Origin of the sequence: Scytonema hankhaensis NUACC26, assembly GCF_045865695.1 — a bacterium.
Lineage (GTDB): Bacteria > Cyanobacteriota > Cyanobacteriia > Cyanobacteriales > Nostocaceae > Scytonema.
This window is the reverse complement of record NZ_BAACAP010000228.1, coordinates 87,796-105,513: the sequence shown is the minus strand read 5'-3', so window position 1 is coordinate 105,513 and position 17,718 is coordinate 87,796. Positions and strand designations below refer to the sequence as shown.

The window sequence follows — 17,718 nt, the reverse complement described above, 5'->3', positions numbered from 1 at the left end:
GAAATCCACTTTATGAAGTCATGTTTGTCCTGCAAAATACTCCAATGTCTGTGCAGGAAGTGTCTGGATTAACCTTGCGTACTTTGGAGTTTGATAGCGGTACAGCTCAACTAGATATTTTTCTGTCAATGTCTGAAGCCGAAGAAGGATTAACAGGGTGTTTGGAATACAATACAGATATTTTTGATTCAATAACAATTACCAAATTTATCAACAATTTCCAGACTTTGTTGGAAAATATCGTTGCTAATCCAGAGCAACGTCTCAGCGAATTGTCGCTACTAACTGCTTCTGAGCAAGAGCAACTATTATTTAAGTTTAATCAAACTCGTGCAGATTATCCTCAAGATGTATCTCTGAATCAATTATTTGAGCAGCAAGTTGAACTAACACCTGATTCTTTAGCACTTACGAGCGAGTCTGAGGAACTAACTTATCGTCAACTTAATTATAGAGTTAATCAGCTTGCTCATTATTTACAAAAACAGGGTGTAACAAAAGAAACCCTAGTTGCTCTATGTCTGGAACGCGACCTAGACATGGTAGTAGGAATTTTAGCTATTCTTAAAGCTGGTGGTGCATACATTCCCCTCGATCCAAGTTATCCAGTGGAGCGTCTGAATTTTATGCTCTCTGATTCTCAAGTGTCATTGGTCATTAGTCATTCGTCATTGGTTAATAGGTTCAGACAAATGACTAATGACAAAGGACAAATGACAATCATTTACTTAGACAGTGACTGGGAAATAATCAAGCAAGAAAGTCAACAAAACCCCATTAACATTTCAAAAGCTGATAATCTCGCCTATATTATCTACACTTCTGGTTCAACTGGAAGACCTAAAGGCGTTCTTGGCACTCATCGCGGTACAGTAAACGGCTTACACTGGTTATGGAAAACCTATCCTTTTACCCAAGGAGAAGTTTGTTGTCAGAAAACAGCTATTAGCTTTGTCGATTCTGTATGGGAAATTTTTGCTCCTTTACTTAGAGGAGTTCCTACAGTAATTATCAGCAATGCAACTATACTAGACCCGCAATTATTTATAGAAACTCTAGCGCATCACAAAGTGACTCGTATCATACTTGTACCCTCACTACTACGCTTACTTCTTGATAATTACAGTCACGTAATCAAGAAATTATCACAGTTAAAACTCTGGATAACTAGCGGAGAATCATTATCTGTTAAGTTAGTTCAAAGTTTCCGAGAATTGATGCCGTCTGCAAAACTAATCAACCTTTACGGCTCATCGGAAGTTTCCGCCAATGCTACTTACTACGATACCAATTTATTACCAAATCAAGCGCACAGCGTCCCCATCGGTCGTCCTATTGACAATACTCAAGTTTATGTGCTAAGCCGCGATTTACAACCAACACCTGTAGGAGTTGTCGGTGAACTTTATGTTGGGGGTGATGGATTAGCGAGAGGTTATTTGCATCGTCCGGAATTAACTCAGGAAAGATTTATCGATAACCCCTTGATTCCTGGAAATGAACTTTACAAAACGGGTGATTTAGTACGGTATCTCAAAGATGGTAATCTTGAGTATTTGGGTCGCCGTGATGAACAGGTAAAAATCAGAGGGTTTCGAGTAGAGTTGAGTGAAATAGCAACTGCGATCGCACAACATCCAGATGTGCAAGAATCAGTGGTAATTGCCAGCGATGATATTCAGGAAAATCGGCGTTTGATTGCTTATATCGTGACAGATAAACAGGATCTAGCTACACAACTGTTGCCAGACTTACAACAAAAACTCCCTAATTATATGCTACCATCTGCTTTTGTTGTACTGGATGCACTTCCACTAACACCTAATGGCAAAATAGATAAACGTGCGCTGCCGAATAATAAAATTAGTCAAAAAAATAAAAATGAATCCTTCATTGCTCCTCGTAATTTTATAGAATTATCATTAGTAAAACTTTGGGAAAATCTCCTCAATACTAGTCCTATCGGGGTGACAGACAACTTTTTTGATTTGGGCGGTCACTCATTTTTGGCTGTTCGCTTAATGGCTCAAATTCAAGACAGATTTGGGCATAACCTCACCCTATCTACTCTTTTTGAAAATCCAACAATTGAAAAACTAGCGCTCGTTGTCAGCCAGCCATTTCGTGAGAGTTCTAATTCTCCTCTAGTAGCAATTAACTCGAATGGTTCCCAAATACCTTTCTTCTGTATACATGGCGCTGGTGGCAATATTAGCCCATACTTTAATTTGTCCAAGAGACTTGGTGAAGATTATCCACTTTATGCTTTGGAAGATACTCTAGAGCAGGAGAAGCCTGAAATCATATCAGTAGAAGAGACAGCAACTCGCTACCTGCAAGAAATCCGTCAAGTACAGCCAAATGGTCCTTATCTTTTAGGTGGTCATTGTTACGGCGGTGTACTAGCTTTTGAAATAGCGCAACAATTACAAAAGCAGGGTCAAACAGTAGGTTTATTGGTTGTCATCGATGCCATATTATCAGAAACACCCATTAAATCTACAGAATCGGACGATGCAAAATTTTTACTTCGCATAGCTGAATCAATGAAAACTGATAATAATATAGACTTTTCATTGCCTTTTGAAGAACTTCGAAATTTGCCATTAACTGAGCAACTTAATTTGATTAATAAAAAGGCCAACTTCATCTTTAGCGATGCAGAAATTCAAGATTTTCTCCGTTATTACAACCTTTTCAAAGCTCATGTTCAAGCCATGCGAAAGTATATTCCCCAAGTTTATCCTCAGTCTATAACTCTATTTCGAGCTTCGGAGGAAATAATTCATGACTTCGACAATCCAGAATGGAATACTAACGATCCCTTATTAGGTTGGAGTAAGTGTTCTAGTCAATCTATTCAAGTCATTGATGTTCCTGGGGATCATTTCTCGATTTTCGTTGAACCTCATATTCAAGAATTAGCTAAACATTTGAGAATTTGTATCGATAATGCTGTGTGCGATCTAAATAGATAATAGGAGTAAAAAGGCTTATGAAACTACCCCCAGAACCGAAAACTCCTTCTTGGTTGCTAAGTCTACAATTCAAGGCCGATCCCTTTGGCTATATGGATGCTATTTCCAAACGTTATGGTGATATCGTTACTCTAATGTTTGGTTCTACACCAACAATTTATGTTAGTAATCCTTCAGGAATAAAGGAGATTTTCACAAATACTAAGGAAATTACAGCTAGTGGCGAATTGAACCGAGATGACGCCCTGATGACAGGAAAACAAGGAGTCCTTCAACTTGATGGGATACGTCATAAACATCGACGTAAGCTTTTAATGCCTGCTTTTCACGGTGCGCGGATGCAAACCCAAGGACAGCGAATTTGTGACCTTACACACAAGGTTATGCAACAGCAGGCAATCGGCAAGCCTTTTATTGGCTATCCAACAATGGAAGATATCACTCTGCGGGTGAGTATAGAAGTTGTGATGGGATTGCCTGAAGGAGAGCGTTACAACAGACTCAAGCAATTGCTTTCTTTGTCTTTGAAACAGATGTTATCTCCTTTGCTGATAATTGCTAAAAAACTGCCTTTTGGAGGACGAGATTTAGGTCGATGGAGTCCTGCCGGATACTTGCTTTACCTCCGGCAAGAACTTTTTGATTTGCTCTACACAGAAGTTCAAGAGCGCCGCAAGCAAACAGATACTTCACGCACTGATATTCTCTCTGAGTTAGTATTGGCAAGCGATGAAGCAGGTAATCCTTTGACGGATGAGGAAGTGCGAGACTTATTAATCTCACCTCTTTTTGCAGCTCAGGATGCTTCCTCAACAGCACTTGCTTGGTCTTTGTACTGGGTTCACCGTTTACCTCATGTTCGCTCGCGCCTGCTTCAGGAACTTGATAGTCTTGGCGAAAATCCAGATCCTATGAGTATTTTTACACTTCCGTATTTAAGTGCTGTTTGTAACGAAGTTTTACGAATTTACCCAACTCAGTTATTCACATTTCCCAGATTGGTAGAATCTCCTGTCCAGGTGATGGGCTACGAGTTGAACCCCGGTACAATACTTATTGGTAATATTTATTCAACACATCAGCGTGAAGATTTATACCCGACACCAAAAGAATTTCAGCCAGAGCGCTTTTTAGAAAAACAATTCTCCCCCTACGAATTTTTACCTTTTGGCGGTGGTTCACGTGTGTGTATTGGCGGAACTTTTGCCCTATTTGAAATGAAACTTGTATTAGCAACCATTCTTTCACATTATGAATTAGAGCTAGTCAGTCAGCGTCCAGAACGTCCCAAGTATATCGATTTGATTTGTTACCCTGCTAGCGGTGTGAAGATGATCGTGCGTGGTCTACGTCAACATCAAGCACAGTCTCAGCCATCGGTTATTGGCTTAGTTTAACACCTATCTATAATTTAACATTTATCAAAAAATCCTAATGAAACTACCTGATGGACCAAAAACTTCTCCCCGATTGCTTAGTCATCAATTTGAGACCAATCCCCTTGGCTTCATGGATGCTATGGGCTCGTGCTATGGGGATATTTTCACCATTATGGCTGATTCTATACCTTTAGTGATAGTTAGCAACCCAGAAGGGATGAAGCAAATTTTTACTAATGCAAAAGAGATTACAGCTTCTGGTAAGTTAAATCAAGGTGGAGAATCAATAGTCGGGAATCACGGGTTGCTCGCACTAGATGGGTTGCGTCATAGAAATCGTCGTAAGTTGTTGATGTCACCTATGCGCGAAACTCAGACGCAAGAATACGGACAGCGTATCTGTAGAGTGACAGAAAAAGTCATGAATCAATTGAGCATAGGTAAATCTTTTCTGGCTTACCCGACAATGCAAAAGATTACCTTGGAAGTAGTTTTACCAGCATTGTTTGGTTTGCACTCAGGAGAGCGTTACGAACAATTTCGACAACTGTTTTCTCACTTAATAAGTTATGCTAGGTCTCGCTGGCTAGATATCTCTCTTTCCTATCCAATTTTAAAAAAGGATTTAGGTCGCTGGAGTCCTTGGGGATACTGGCTTTATCTGCAACGGCAATTTGACAAACTACTCCATGCCGAAATTGAAGAACGCCGTCAAAAAGTAGACTCTTTAGGTACTGATGTATTATCAGAATTGGTGTTTGCTTGCGATGAAACGGGTCAACCAATGACCTATGAATATACACGAGATTTGTTTCCATCATTACTATTTGGTGGTCAAGATGCGTCAGCAACTGCTATAAGTTGGTCTCTGTACTGGATTCATAGTACACCTGGTGTTCGCGATCGCCTCCTTGAAGAACTTAATACCCTTGGTGAGTCCTTAGAGCCTGAGAAGATTATTGCATTACCCTACCTGAATGCTGTTTGTAATGAATCCTTACGAATTTATCCAACTCAGGTTGTTACATTTCCACGACTTGTAGAATCGCCAATTGAAATAATGGGCTACCAATTAGACCCAGGTACAGTAGTAAGAGGATGTATATATTTAACTCATCAACGAGAGGACTTATATCCACAACCAAAGCAATTCAGACCAGAGCGCTTTCTAGAAAAAGAATATTCTCCCTATGAATTTCTGCCTTTTGGGGGTGGCGCTCGTCGCTGTCCGGGTGAAATATTAGCGCTTTTTGAAATGAAACTAGTCTTAGCAACAATTCTCTGTCGCTATCAACTTGCACTAGCCAATGAAAAAAGAGTCGAAAAACCGAAGGCTCGAGGTGTTAACTATCCTCCTGCAAGTGGCTTAAAAATGGTAATGCTTGGTGAACGTCCACGCCAACAGCGATCGCACCAACTTATTGTTAGTTCAGCTAATCCATAAATATGCAAACTCAACAAATCGATCGACTTCCCCTGACAGATTGTCGTTTTTGCTCGCTGGTTTCCAAAACTAATGGAGAAGACCCAATTGGCACAGCAGGTACTTGCGACCATTGGCTAATTATGGAAATCCCACAACCTTGGTCGCAAAACATCTTTCAGGAAAATGCCACAATCAAAGCATTGATAAGTTTATTCCAAGAAATTATTGTCAAGCATGGAATTAACCTGAGACCAATGCTGATTGCTCCAGATCGCGATTACTCTCATCCTGGCTTTACCCGCGTGCTGTACTACTATCGTCCTACCAAACTGTTTTCTCAGTTTGAGAAGCAGGAGTTTGTCCTCCCAAAGAAAGAAGCAATTCCTTTGGTAACGGCAATACTGAAGCAGTTGATACAACAACCCAACGATTTATCAAAGTTTCAGCAGTATCAGCAACAAACCAGCCATATCCGCGAACTCATGGTTTGTACCCATGCTCAAGTAGATCTTGCTTGTGGCAGATTTGGAACTCCCTTGTATCGTCGGTTACGCAAAGAATATGCTCCTGCTGCCAATGGAAAGTTAAGAGTATGGCAGACAACTCACTTCGGCGGTCATCAATTTGCTCCTACCCTAGCGGATTTACCCCAAGGGTGCTTATGGGGACATTTAGAACCAGAAGTCCTTGATTCACTGGTCAAGAGAAATGGTTCAGTTGTTGACTTGCGTAAATTCTACCGAGGATGGACGGGTTTAACCAAGTTTGAGCAAATTGCTGAGCGCGAAATCTGGATGCAGTTGGGCTGGACTTGGCTCGACTACTTGAAAGCTGGTAAAGTGGTTGCTATTGAAGAAGTTGGTCAAGGACAAGAAGCTGATTGGGCGGAAGTACGTATTGATTATGCTGATGCTGCGCCTGATGAGAGTTTATCTGGAGCCTATGAAGCCAGAGTTGAAGTCAGTGGTGAGGTCATAAGCGCACTTAGCTCGGGAAAAGAGATGGAGTTAAAAGCGGTGAAGCAGTATCGTGTTAGCCGTTTAGTCAAGGTTGAGTAAACAGCAAAAAACCGAGAACTTAAAAATGACTTTCCAAAAACAATCTCAACTCACTAATGAGATCCTCCAAGGCAATCTCATTAAACTGATGTTCAAGTTATCAACTCCCGGTATTTTAGGAACACTGCTACTAAGCTCAAGCACTTTTATTGATGCTTTATTTGCAGGGCAACTTATTGGTGAAACTGCTGTCGCTGGTATATCTCTTACTTCACCATTAACTTCTATCATAAATGGTTCTGCTTACTTAGTTGGAGTAGGTTCTGCTTCTGTTCTCAGTCGAGCTATTGGTTCTGGAGATATCAAAACTCAGTCCAAAATATTCGGCAACTTAATAGTAATAGGTGTTGTTATCTCCTTTGCGCTCACAATCGTTGGCTACAGTTTTAGTGAAGAATTAGTTGTATTCATGGGAGGAAATGGTGAAGTTGCCTCAGATGGAGCAGAATTTTTTAAGACTTATATGCTTTGTTCAGTATTTTGCATCATAGGTGTTTCTGCTAATCATCTCATTAAATCTGAAGGTAAACTCAGATTGTCTATGATATTTGCTGGTATTTTTGTTATCGTTAACATTATCTTAAATACTATATTTATTAGCATCTTTCGCTGGGGAATTCGGGGATTAGCTCTTGCTACAGTTATTGCAATGATTGTTTACTGTATTGTCATCTTAACCTATTTTATTTCTGGGAAAAGTTCTATCCCAGTTCATCTCAAAAAATTGGTTATAGCAATAGATTTACTACCTGATATTTTATCAGTAGGAATCGCAGAGCTACTGACTCCAGTTATGAGCTTAATTCAAAGTTTTGTAGTTTTTCAATCCATCTCTCATTATGGAACACAGAATGATATAGCCTTTTTCGGAGCAACACTAACATTAACTTCATTGGCATTGATTCCCTTAAATGGTTTTATGCAAGCCTTACAACCCGTTATTGGTATAAATTATGGAGCCAGAAATTATGACAGGCTCAAAAAAGCTTATTTAACTTTTGTCATTGGTGCCATTGCTTTATTAACATTATTTTGGCTACCTCTACAATTGTATCCAAAAACGTTTCTAGGCTGGCTGTTGCCAAACATTACTTTTACTAAAAATGATTTACTCAACTTTCGCATTTTTAATTCATTTATACCAATTATGCCCTTTGTTCCCTTTGGAGCAGTTCTCTTTCAATCTATAGGTAAAGGGAAAGTAGTTGCCATAATAGTTATTTTAAAAAGTCTAATTTTATTTATTCCATTTGTGGTGATATTATCAATGTTGATGGGTTTAAGAGGTATGTATTATGGTATGGTTATGACAGATACCGTAATTCTATTAATTGCACTTAAATTAACAATTAAAGAATTTTATTGTTTTAGTAAGAAGCAAAGCCAAAAACACTATTTATAAATGATTTAAAAAAAATAAACTTATTTTTAAGTTTTTATCTTGCAGATAAATGTTTTACCGATCGTGAGGGTCAAAAAAATGGTTCAGAGACAAAAAGGTGCTGTTTTGATTACAGGAACATCTACAGGAGTAGGTCGAGCAGCAGCGCTCTTACTTGACAAAAAAGGATATCGTGTGTTTGCTGCGTTGCGTCAAGAAAAAGATGCTGAATCACTCAAGCATGATGCATCTGAGAATTTGACACCAATATTGATGGACATTACAAAAGGAGAAGAGATTAAATTGGCTGCAGACATTGTCTCGAAAGCTGTCGGTGATGAAGGACTGGTTGGATTGGTGAACAACGCAGGTCTGTTGGTGGATGGACCAGTGGAGTATATTGCGATTGACGACCTCAGATGGCAATTTGAAGTGAATGTTTTCGGGCAAATAGCAGTTACGCAGGCATTCTTACCGTTAATCCGAAAAGCAAAAGGTCGGATAATCAACATTGGCTCAGTAGGCGGTAAAATTGCCGGACCATTTGTCTCTGCCTTGTGTGCTTCCAAGTTTGCATTGGAAGCATTTACAGATGCATTGAGAATAGAATTAGATCCTTGGGATATTGAAGTCATTTTGGTCGAACCGGGTTCAATTGCTTCTGCAGCGCCGGATAAAGTGGAAGAAAGCTTTCAGAAAAATTTTGCTAATATGTCACTTGAAGCTAAAGCTATGTATGGTGATGCCTACAAATTTTATGTTGAGGGTTTGATTAGATCGAATCGTACAGGAATGCCACCTGAACAAGTTGCAAATGCAATTTTAGAGGCTCTAGAAGCTAGTAAACCCAAAACGCGTTACTTTTTATCCAAAGGACAGATATTTCTAATGCTTGAGTTGATGCTGAAAAAATTCATGCCCGATCGGAGTTTTGATGCAATGATACTCAAAAGTTGGAAGTTAAAAAATCAGAATTGAAGCTATCTTTTTGTATTCTATCCAACTAGGTACTCGAAGCCGAGGTAGATTCACGCTCGAATGCTTTCAAAATAACAACACGCAAGAGATTTAGTTAAAAACCATGATTTTATCAGACTCTAAGCCTAGCAAGATACAGTCTCTGTTGACCCCCATACAATGGGTACACGCCTACTGGGTTTCACGGTGTATCTATGTCATTGCTAAACTTGGCATTGCTGATTTGCTCAAAGACGGTTCCCAGCACTGCGATGCTTTAGCTGCTGCAACAAATACCCACAGTGATTCTCTTTATCGGGTGTTAAGATCTCTTGCTGGGCTCGGAATTTTTGCTGAGATACAACCTCGATGCTTTGAGCTAACTCCACTAGCAGATTGTTTGCAGAGCAATGTCCCTGGCTCCATACGGGATATGGCAATCTTCCGGGGCGAAGAGCATTACTACAAATCGTGGGGAGATTTGATGTATAGCTTACAGACAGGAAAAAGTGCCTTTGAATATTTGTATAACATGGATTTGTTTGAGTACAACGAGCAAAATCCTCTTCAAGGAGAAATCTTTGATCGGGCTATGACTTCGTCAAAAGACGAATATACCGAATTCTTAAAAGCTTATGATTTTTCGTCAATTGGCACGCTGGTTGATGTTGGTGGTGGCAAAGGTAGCTTTTTGAGTGCTGTACTCGAAGCAAATCCCACAATGACAGGGATATTATTCGATCAGCCGGAAGTGATTGATAGAGCTAAGAATTCACATCAATTTCTTAATAATCGCTGTCAACTTGTAGGCGGTAGCTTTTTTGAGGGTATTCCAGAGGGAGGAGATGCCTATGTACTTAAACATATTATCCAGGACTGGGACGATAGGCGATCGTGCGCCATTTTGAGGAACTGCTATCAAGCCATGGGAAAATATGCTCGACTTTTGGTGATAGACTTCGTACTTCCTCCTGCAAACGAGCCTTCTGAAAGCAAGTTTATTGATGTTAATATGCTAGTGATGTGCCCTGGTGGATGTATCCGTACTGAAGCTGAGTTTCGAGAATTATTTAAATCTGTAGGATTTAAACTCAATAAAGTTATTCCAACCCAATCCGAAGTTAGCATACTTGAAGGAGTCAAAATAACCAGTTAACAGTCATTAGTTATGTACTGTTGACCGAGCGCTGAACACTCTTAGAAGAGGTATCACGATGGCAACAATGGGAAAATATTGCAAAGCTTATCCAATCCAAAAATTACGACAGTTCAGTCAGTGGACTGAGAATGCTGAAAATACCAGAAAAGAGAAGAAAGAAATTGATGGTAAAGAAGTCGAAGTCAATAGAGAGTTAACAGATGATGACTTTCTCTATCTGCAAGAAAACTACGTAGTCACAGATGGGATTTTCAAGGACGAGAATATCATTTTTGATAATGTAACTCCCGAATGGAAAGAGTTTTGCCACAAGTCCCTCGCTTTTGAGATTCCAGTTTACGAACCCGTGCAAGTCAAAGCATCAGCAGGTCAAGAAAAAAGTAAGCCCTAAAATTAGGATAAACTGTAATGAACGAGTTAGTACAACGATTGTCATCCGGGGAACACCCTGTTGAAGCCAGCTTACGACCTGAAAAAACACCTACTGCTTTAAAAGAGTGTATTGACCGTGGATATGTTCATATCAAATTCACGAATACCAGGGGAGGGACTGATTTAGGTGTTAGACTTGACCCAAAAGCCTCTAATTTCAATGAAGCTGATTTCGAGAACCAAAAAGGTCAGGTTCATCTAGTTGGTGATTTGACACTGAATTATGTGAAAGTTAGATGTATTGCGGATATTGACCTGGGGACATTGGAAGGTAAAGGACGCCTGGAACCTGTGGAAGTATAATGTTGATTGAGATTTTAACTGCAGACGGACGCACCCTCGACGCAGATAGTTTTCTAATGTATTAGCTAGGAGGATAAATATGTATCAAGACGACAAAGAAGATACGACGATTTACAAAGTTGTCGTCAATCACGAAGAACAGTATTCTATTTGGCCTGCTGCCCGAGAGAACGCACTAGGTTGGAAGGATGCTGGCAAAAGTGGAGAGAAACAAGAATGTCTCGATTATATCAAAGAAGTTTGGACTGACATGAGACCGCTGAGTCTTCGGAAAAAGATGGAGGAAGCTGCTCGCAGTCAAGGATAACGCAAATAAGCTCGTACATTCATTCAAGAGTCATTAGTCATTTATCCTTAGTCGTTTGTACTTGTACTAGATAAAGGACAAATGACTAAGGATAAATGACGATCGCAAATTATGAACACCACACAAATATCTGACTCCTGCGTTACTTGTCCCTATCCTAACCCTCAAGCCTCCCTGCGTTTATTCTGCTTTCCCTACGCAGGGGGCAGTTCTCTCATTTTTCGTCCGTGGTTCAACAGCCTACCTAAGACTGTCGAAGTTTGTCCTATCGAGCTTCCTGGACGAGGAATTCAGATGAAGTTAACTCCTTTGTCACGGCTAGAACCCTTGATTGAGGATCTAGCTTCCGCCCTCGTGCCACATTTAGACAAACCATTCGCCTTCTTTGGCCACAGCATGGGTGCGCTTGTCAGCTTTGAGCTTGCCCGTCTACTCCGCAGAGAATATAATATCAGCCCAATTCACCTGTTTGTATCCGGTCGTCGCGCTCCTCAAATCCCTGACCCAAAGCCACCCATCCATGCTCTACCAGAACCTGAGTTTATAGAAGAACTGCATCGCCTCAACGGTACGCCCAAAGCAGTACTAGAGAATGCCGAACTGATGCAGCTACTTATCCCTATCCTACGGGCAGATTTTTCCGTCCACGAAACTTACATTTATACTCCTGCACCCACCCTCGACTGCCCTATCACTGCCTTTGGTGGTTTGCAGGATGAAGAAGTCAGTGGCTCGGAACTCCAAGCTTGGCAAGAGCAAACAAATGCTACTTTCTCTCGGCAAATGTTTTCTGGAGACCATTTCTTTCTGCACTCAGCCCAATCACTTCTGCTACAGTCTCTTTCCCAAGAACTACACCGAATTACAAGTGAAATAAGTTGTTAATCTCTTTAACTCAGGGGTAAGAGGATGTCGGCTAAACATTCCAAGTTTTTCCAACTCACCTCATGATTCCACAAACACGTCCCAATGATTACCGATATCCCATCACTGGGGACAATAAAGTTGAGACAGTGCGCTACACCTTGCCGGAGCAAAGTGCGAGCAAAGGGCTTGTTTGGATTAACCAAACACAGTACTTTGAAGGCATATCAATGGATGTCTGGAACTTCCGTTTGGGAGGGTATCAGATTTGTCAAACGTGGCTCCAGTCTCACCAAGGCTACTCTCTTTCTCATAAAGATATTCAGCAATATCAGCGCATTATTGTAGTATTAGAAGAAATCATTGAGTTAATATTAGGAATAGATACAGCCATTCGACTTAGCCAATTGAAAAACCAGAAAATTTTTGAAAAATTGCAAGTCATAGTCGCAGAGCAATTGGGGATCGAGCAGAACCAAGTCAGCTTAACATCAAATTTTGCTCTAAACTTAGGGGCAGATTCCTTAGATATGTTGGAATTACTCATGGTTCTGGAAAAAGCTTTTAACATTAAAATTAATGATGAAGTGGCTAAGAATATTTCGACAGTACAAAATCTGGTTAATTACATTAGTCAAAAGGTGGTGATTTAAAAGTGTTGCCTGAAGAGATTATCGATCGAATTCTAGCTAAAGTTTAACAAGAAAAATGCTTAACATCATAATGATTAACCAAGATTTTGTCATTTGGAATAAAGTTTTGAATTTAAGAGAAGGACATTGTACTGAGTCCCAAAGGGGACACATTTCGCGTGCCTCGCTCTACGAGGAGCTTACGCTTAGGCGGAGCATCTGGGCAGGAAATACACGCAATCGCACAATGGCTCTCAAAAGCTTGCGTGCAAAGTTTCATGATTCTCCTTGCTCTTACACTGGTCGGTATTCCTTTTCCTACGATCGCATCCGAAGAGAAGCCCGAAGCCAGTAACAAACTGGAACCTCTTCAAACCGAGATGACACAACTAGACCTCAAAATTATTGAGCAGTTAGTTGCTATTGCTCAGCGCAACTCAGCTTCTGTGCAGGAGACAAAAGCAGCAATGGGATTGAATGCCTTTGGAGACGTTTTGTCCATAGAATTATCATCCTATCAAACCACGTCAAATTTTACATCAGCCGATGTCTCATCAAATGAACGCGGTTTGTCCCTCAACGTCACAATCGATCCAATTAAGCTCTTAGGTACCATTGAGAAACGATCTGTCATGCAGGTTCGTTGGAATGAAGCCAAGCATCAAAAACGACTAGCCGTCGTGAAATACTATGTTGCCTATCTCCAAGCCCGTCAAGCTGCAAAAATTGCCGCCTATCAAATGCAAAAGTTCACAAGGAGTACTCCCATTGCCAGTCTCCATGCCCAAGCAACCTCTCCTGAGAGCGTCAATCATCTTGCCAATCCTGACTATGTTGCCGCTGTAACTCAAATGCTGAGTACGAGCACAGGCGAACGAGTCGCATTGGAAGAATTAGCAGCTTGTGTCGGTTTATCTCCTCAAGCAATAATTCCTGTTATCAATAGTCGATAGATATTGTACAGTTTTTACTACTTATTACCAGCAAATTATAATTTCTACCAGTTTATGGTTTACTTACATAAAACTTTCAGGCGAAAATCATTCCGACTTTTACCATTTGTACTTGGTCTGATCTTTACTTTAGTCATAGGGTGCTACACTTCAGCACAAGTGGCAAAATCCACTGAGATACTCTGGGACACATATGGAATTCCCCACATCTACGGTAAGGATGCTCAAAGTGCTTTCCAAGCATTCGGTTGGGCGCAGATGCAAAGCCACGGTAATCTGCTTTTACGTCTGTACGGTCAAGCACGAGGACGCGCTGCTGAGTATTGGGGAGAGAAATATTTAGAATCAGACCGTTGGGTACTGACTACAGGAGTGCCAGAACGCGCTCGTTCTTGGTATAAGGCACAAAGTCCGACTTTTCGCAACTACTTAGATGCCTTTGCTGCTGGAATTAATGCTTATGCAAAGGAGCATGGAGAAAAGCTTGACGATGAGGTAGAGGTTGTGCTACCAGTCAAGGCAGAAGATGTGATGGCTCACTTACACCGAGTTGTACATTTCACTTTTGTTGTCAATCCACAAGAGGTTGCAGGCGTCGCCAAGGAAGAATCAAAAGCCGGGTCTAATGGTTGGGCGATCGCACCAAAGCATTCTGCAAGTGGCAAGGCAATGCTACTTGCAAACCCCCACTTACCCTGGTCAGATTTATTCTTATGGTACGAAGCACAAATAACGGCTCCGGGTATTAATGCGTCTGGAGCGACACTTGTTGGCATTCCCGTGTTGGCGATCGCCTTCAACGATAATTTGGGTTGGACTCACACTGTCAACACTTTCGATGGCTGGGATACTTATGCACTCCAACTCGTTGACAAAGGTTATCGCTTCGATAATCAAGTTCGTCCCTTTGAAACGACAACCCTTTCTGTGAAAGTCAAGCAAAAAGACGGCACGCTACTCGACCAACCCCTAGTCGTGAAACAGTCTATTCACGGACCTGTCGTGTCAGAAAAAGAAGGCAAAGCCATAGCACTGCGCGTTGTTGGTCTTGACCGACCTGGTGTCTTAGAGCAATGGTGGGATATGGCACGTTCTCAAAACTTAAAACAATTTGAAACGGCTCTCCAACGCCTGCAACTGCCAATGTTCACGGTGATGTATGCAGATAAAGACGGACACATCATGCACCTGTTCAACGGTCAAGTTCCTGTGCGACAACAAGGAGATTTTAAATACTGGCAAGGAATTATTCCCGGTAACACTTCTAAAACCTTATGGACAAAAATTCATCCCTACAAAGATTTACCACGCATTGTTGACCCACAAAGTGGCTGGTTGCAAAATACCAATGACCCACCATGGACTACAACATTTCCCACCGCTATCAAAGCGAATAACTACCCTTCTTATATGGCACCTCACTTCATGGACTTTCGATCGCAACGCTCGACCCGGATGCTCTATGAGGATGACAAAATCACTTTCGATGAGATGGTGGAATACAAACATTCGACTCGCATGGAACTCGCAGATCGTCTACTGGATGATTTAATCCCCGCAGCCGAGAAGAAAGGAAGTGAATTAGCACTCCGAGCAGCTGGTGTCCTAAAAGCATGGGATCGACAAGCGAATGCTCATAGCAAAGGCGCAGTCCTTTTCGCTGCTTGGGCACAACAGATGGACTGGGATAAAAGCTTTAGCAAACCCTGGAACGAAAACTCTCCACGTACCACTCCTGACGGTTTAGCCGATCCATTGAGTGCAGTCGCAACACTAGAAGCTGTTGCTGCCAAAGTGGAAAAGACATACGGGTCGCTAGATGTAGCTTGGGGAGATGTTTTTCGGTTGGTGGTCAGCAACAAAAATTTGCCGGCTAATGGTGGTTTGGGAGATCTCGGTATTTTCCGTGTCCTCGATTTTGCGCCTGCTTCAGAAGATCGCTTTCAAGCAGTCGCGGGGGATTCGTTTGTTGCCGCAATTGAGTTTTCGCAACCAGTACGGGCAATGGCGCTCACTAGCTACGGCAATGCCACTCAACCAGGTTCACCTCACGTTGGCGATCAGTTGCCCATGTTTGTCAATAAACAATTGCGTCCAGTGTGGCGCGAGCGTCAAGATATCCTTGCCCACTTAGAAGAGCGCAAAATGTTTTGAGTCGGACATCGACTTCGATCGAGTTTAAGATAAATTTGTGCGATAAGACGGGTACGGCTTATCGCACAAATTTATGCAGTACCAAGCCAATGTCCGATTGACTGCTTGGTTCGCCAGCGATCCAAGATTTTCAGTTTTCACCCAGGCTTTCGAGGATAATAGAGTAAATATTTTTCCCCCCACTTCCTAAGATATTAGCGATTAGCTGTAACTTCGGGGTAACATTTCCAACCAAGCAGATCAAGTAATATTTCAGACGCCCAGAATAATAATGGATAGCAGGATTGAACTACAGACAACACAATATATAGTTTAATTTTGCACAATAGTATTACCAACCAATACAACGTGCATTAGCTCGGGCGAATAGTCATATGGACGAACAAAGAATCCAGATTTACTTAAACGTAATCGCCGCCTTGCTCAATTGCCCTAGTCATCAGGAAGTGATGAAGATATTAGCACTCAACTCTCAATGGATAGATGAAGGGTTCGTGCAGGTAATGGGACAAGTCGCAGAAGATATGGTCTCGCTTGGTCGCCATTATACAGCAGATTGGTTGCTAAATCTTAGTCAGGAGTTAGCATCTTCTTTAAATAAACAAGCAACTCCTCAAAATTTGGAGCTTTACCAAACTTTTCTAGTTGAAGTGTTGCAGACAATCCAAGACAATCATAACACACAAATGGCGTACCTGTTATTGGTAGCAAATCAAGACAAGCTCAATGATAATTTGGCTTATGTATTACAAGCTTGGGCAATAGCTACTCTGCCTTCCTTGTCGGAAATAGCAGCACAATATACTGCAGCAACTCTTGTCGAATTCAGTAACCTCATGAAGGGTTTTGGTCTTGGCAACAATGAAGTTAACATAGAAATTGCAATTATCAGCTATCAAGTAGCAGCCACAGTTTTCACACGCGATCGCTCTCCTCATGCATGGGCAACGATACAAAGTAATATCGCGCTGGCTTTGTGCGAGCGTATCCGTGGTGAGCGAGCAGATAATCTAGAACTAGTGATTCACTACTACAATCAAGCGTTGCAGGAGTACAAACGTTTAGACTTCCCCGATGATTGGGCAAGAGCGCAAGTTAATCTCGGGCTTGCCTATTGGGAGCGTATTCGTGGTGAACGAGCAGGTAATCTAGAAAGAGCGATAGAGTGTTATCAACAAGCATGCACCGAATTCACACTCGTTCGCTCTCCCCAAATGTGGGCGAGAGCACAAAACAATCTTGGACTTGCCTACAAAGAGCGTGTTTGTGGTAAACGAGCGGATAATCTGGAACTAGCGATAGAATGTTACAACCAAGCATTGCAAGTCTATACACGCTCTGACGAGCCAGAAATGTGGGCATCAGTGCTAAATAATTTGGGTAATGCCTACTGCGATCGCCTGAGTGAGAAGAAGGCAGATAATTTGGAAAGAGCAATAGAGTGTTATCAACAAGCATGCACCGAATACACTCGCGAGCGCTTTCCAGAAGTCTGGGCAAAAACGCAAAACCATCTGGGGCTTGCCTATATTGAGCGGATCTATGGTGACAGAAGCGAGAACTTAGAACTAGCAATAAACTACTTTAACCAAGCGTTGCATTAGAAAGGATATGAGCGTGCAGAGCAACTAGACGAATTATTTGAAGCCACAAGAGAAAAGCAATATACCCATGCCACTCAACCAGGTTCGCCTCATGTTGGCGACCAGTTGCCCATGTTTGTAAATAAACAATT

15 protein-coding genes are annotated in these 17,718 nt (G+C 41.5%); all 15 read left to right on the top strand.

Features of this window, described 5'->3' with window-relative positions:
* The coding region (locus tag ACKTT2_RS34210) for a non-ribosomal peptide synthetase (RefSeq protein WP_407895194.1) at positions 1-2,978 on the top strand (2,978 nt) is incomplete at its 5' end.
* Positions 2,979-2,995: 17 nt separating this feature from the next.
* On the top strand, positions 2,996-4,375 hold the full coding sequence (locus ACKTT2_RS34205; RefSeq protein ID WP_407895193.1) for a cytochrome P450: 1,380 nt from the start codon (positions 2,996-2,998) through the stop codon (positions 4,373-4,375).
* 37 nt (positions 4,376-4,412) lie between these two features.
* Positions 4,413-5,801 carry a cytochrome P450 gene (locus tag ACKTT2_RS34200; RefSeq protein ID WP_407895190.1) on the top strand — a complete coding sequence of 463 codons (1,389 nt, stop codon included), beginning with the start codon at positions 4,413-4,415 and terminating at the stop codon, positions 5,799-5,801.
* 2 nt (positions 5,802-5,803) lie between these two features.
* Positions 5,804-6,841, top strand: a complete 1,038-nt coding sequence (locus tag ACKTT2_RS34195) for a ferredoxin family protein (protein ID WP_407895187.1) — start codon at positions 5,804-5,806, stop codon at positions 6,839-6,841.
* A gap of 25 nt (positions 6,842-6,866) precedes the next feature.
* A complete protein-coding gene (locus tag ACKTT2_RS34190) occupies positions 6,867-8,243 on the top strand; it encodes an MATE family efflux transporter (protein WP_407895185.1) in 1,377 nt (458 codons plus the stop codon).
* A 78-nt stretch (positions 8,244-8,321) separates the two neighbouring features.
* On the top strand, positions 8,322-9,200 hold the full coding sequence (locus ACKTT2_RS34185) for an SDR family oxidoreductase (RefSeq protein ID WP_407895183.1): 879 nt from the start codon (positions 8,322-8,324) through the stop codon (positions 9,198-9,200).
* 103 nt (positions 9,201-9,303) lie between these two features.
* Complete coding sequence (locus ACKTT2_RS34180; RefSeq protein WP_407895182.1) at positions 9,304-10,335, top strand: methyltransferase; 1,032 nt, start codon at positions 9,304-9,306, stop codon at positions 10,333-10,335.
* Positions 10,336-10,393: 58 nt separating this feature from the next.
* On the top strand, positions 10,394-10,729 hold the full coding sequence (locus tag ACKTT2_RS34175; protein ID WP_407895180.1) for a hypothetical protein: 336 nt from the start codon (positions 10,394-10,396) through the stop codon (positions 10,727-10,729).
* Positions 10,730-10,746: 17 nt separating this feature from the next.
* On the top strand, positions 10,747-11,073 hold the full coding sequence (locus tag ACKTT2_RS34170) for an MbtH domain protein (protein WP_407895178.1): 327 nt from the start codon (positions 10,747-10,749) through the stop codon (positions 11,071-11,073).
* Positions 11,074-11,152: 79 nt separating this feature from the next.
* Positions 11,153-11,380 carry an MbtH family protein gene (locus ACKTT2_RS34165; protein WP_407895176.1) on the top strand — a complete coding sequence of 76 codons (228 nt, stop codon included), beginning with the start codon at positions 11,153-11,155 and terminating at the stop codon, positions 11,378-11,380.
* Between the two features lie 111 nt (positions 11,381-11,491).
* Positions 11,492-12,265 (top strand): thioesterase II family protein, encoded by a 774-nt coding sequence (locus ACKTT2_RS34160; RefSeq protein ID WP_407895174.1) that lies wholly within the window; start codon positions 11,492-11,494, stop codon positions 12,263-12,265.
* A 62-nt stretch (positions 12,266-12,327) separates the two neighbouring features.
* Complete coding sequence (acpP, locus tag ACKTT2_RS34155) at positions 12,328-12,897, top strand: acyl carrier protein (protein WP_407895172.1); 570 nt, start codon at positions 12,328-12,330, stop codon at positions 12,895-12,897.
* A gap of 158 nt (positions 12,898-13,055) precedes the next feature.
* A complete protein-coding gene (locus ACKTT2_RS34150) occupies positions 13,056-13,829 on the top strand; it encodes a hypothetical protein (protein ID WP_407895170.1) in 774 nt (257 codons plus the stop codon).
* 54 nt (positions 13,830-13,883) lie between these two features.
* Positions 13,884-15,983, top strand: coding sequence for an acylase (locus ACKTT2_RS34145; RefSeq protein WP_407895169.1), 2,100 nt, complete (start codon positions 13,884-13,886; stop codon positions 15,981-15,983).
* Positions 15,984-16,357: 374 nt separating this feature from the next.
* The gene (locus tag ACKTT2_RS34140) at positions 16,358-17,587 is read left to right on the top strand and encodes a tetratricopeptide repeat protein (RefSeq protein ID WP_407895167.1); all 1,230 of its coding nucleotides are present in this window, start codon (positions 16,358-16,360) and stop codon (positions 17,585-17,587) included.
* Positions 17,588-17,718: the final 131 nt, after the last annotated feature.